At 72.6% G+C, this 1,913-nt stretch carries 1 protein-coding gene and 1 pseudogene; both read left to right on the forward strand.

The window, feature by feature from the left end:
- The coding region (locus DW309_RS07060; RefSeq protein ID WP_136044959.1) for a beta-N-acetylhexosaminidase at positions 1 to 1,387 on the forward strand (1,387 nt) is incomplete at its 5' end.
- Positions 1,384 to 1,913 (forward strand): annotated as a pseudogene (locus DW309_RS07065) (N-acetylglucosamine-6-phosphate deacetylase); the annotation flags it as partial. The gene DW309_RS07060 and the pseudogene DW309_RS07065, both read left to right, overlap by 4 nt.

A 1,913-nucleotide genomic window follows, 5' to 3' on the forward strand; every position in this document is an offset into this window, starting at 1 on the left:
CGCCGCGGTCGAGCGCCGCACCGGCCTGCGGCTGGAAACGGCCGCCGAAGAGCCGGCCGACATCGAGCTGCGCCTCGACAGCGGTGTCGCGGCCGCCGAGGGGTACACGCTGCGGATCGACGACCGCGCGGTGGTCACCGGCGCCGACGAGGCCGGACTGTTCTACGGCGTCCAGACGCTGCTGCAGCTGCTGCGCGAGGACGCCGGAGGCTGGGCGCTGCCGCACGTGGAGATCGCCGACGCCCCACGGTTCGCGCGCCGGGGCGTGATGCTCGACGTGGCGCGCCACTTCTTCGGCGTCGACGACGTGAAGCGCTTCATCGACAGCACGAGCGCCCTGAAGTACAACCACCTCCACCTGCACCTGAGCGACGACCAGGGCTGGCGGGTGCACATCGACGCCTGGCCGCTGCTGACCGAGCGTGCGGCCACGACCTCGGTCGACGGTCACCCCGGCGGCTTCTACACGAAGGACGACTACCGCGAGATCGTCGCCTACGCCGCGACGCGGCACATGATCGTGATCCCCGAGATCGACCTGCCGGGACACACGCACGCGATCGGCGTCGCCTATCCGGAGCTCGTCGAGGAGCCGGTGCTGAACGACGCCCTCGTCGCCGACTCCGAGCGGCTCGGGCAGCCGCTCCCGGTCGCCGGCGAGACGTATCTCGGATGGGGGGTCGGCCACTCCAGCGTGCGCATCCACGAGGAGCGCACCTACGACTTCGTGCGCGACGTCGTCCGGGAGCTCGCCGAGATGACGCCCGGTCCGTACATCCACATCGGCGGCGACGAGTCGCTCGGCACCCCGCAGGCCGACTTCGACCTGTTCGCCGAGCGCGCGACGGCGATCGTGGTCGCGGAGGGCAAGACCCCCGTCGCCTGGCACGAGATGGGCTCCGCCGCGAACATCGCCGAGGGGACCGTCGGACAGTACTGGGGCAAGACCACGCCGGAGGGCACGCACGCGGCGGAGGCCGCGCACTTCGTCGAGCGCGGTGGCGCGCTGATCATGTCCGCCGCGAACGTGACCTACCTCGACATGAAGTACACCGAGGACTTCCCGCTGGGGCTCACGTGGGCGGCGATCATCGACGTCCGCTCCGCCTACGAGTGGGAGCCGACCGCGGTGCTCGACGTGCCGGAGTCCGCGATCCTCGGCGTGGAGGCGCCCCTGTGGTCGGAGACCACCCGCACGCTCGACGAGGTCGAGCAGCTGGTGTTCCCCCGCGCGGCGGCCCAGGCCGAGGTCGCGTGGTCCCCGCGCGAGGGTGCCGGTCGGAGCTGGGAGTCGTTCCGGGCGCGGGTCGGACGACTCGCGCCGCTGTGGAAGGCTGAGGGGGTCGATTTCCACCCCGCCGCTGACATCCCCTGGAGCGAACGTTGACCACCCACTCCTCCGCGACCGGCTCGCTGGTCGTCCACTCCGCCCGCATCGTCGACCGCGGTGAGGTCACCGACGACGGATGGGTCCGCATCGAGAACGGCGTCGTCGTCTCGCGCGGCACCGGGTCGGAGTGGGAGTCCGCGGACGAGGTGGTCGACGCGGCGGAGGCCGCAGGTCCCGGTGCCGTGCTGACCCCCGGCTTCATCGACATCCACGGCCACGGCGGCGCCGGTGCCGCGTACGACGACGGCATCGACGCGATCCGGACCGGGCGCGACCTGCACCGCGCGCACGGCACGACCCGCGCCGTCATCTCGCTGGTGACCGGAACGCTGGACGCACTGGCGGAGAGCGTCGCGACCATCGCCGACCTCACCGAGACCGACGTCGACGTGCTCGGCTCGCACCTCGAGGGCCCGTTCCTCGACCCCGGCCACCACGGCGCGCACGAGCCGTCGCTGCTGCGCCACCCCTCCGAGCGGGACGTCGCCCGGCTGCTGGACGCGGGGCGCGGCACCGTGCGCCA

The organism is Microbacterium sp. K41 (genome assembly GCF_004794395.1).
Taxonomy (GTDB): domain Bacteria; phylum Actinomycetota; class Actinomycetes; order Actinomycetales; family Microbacteriaceae; genus Microbacterium; species Microbacterium sufflavum.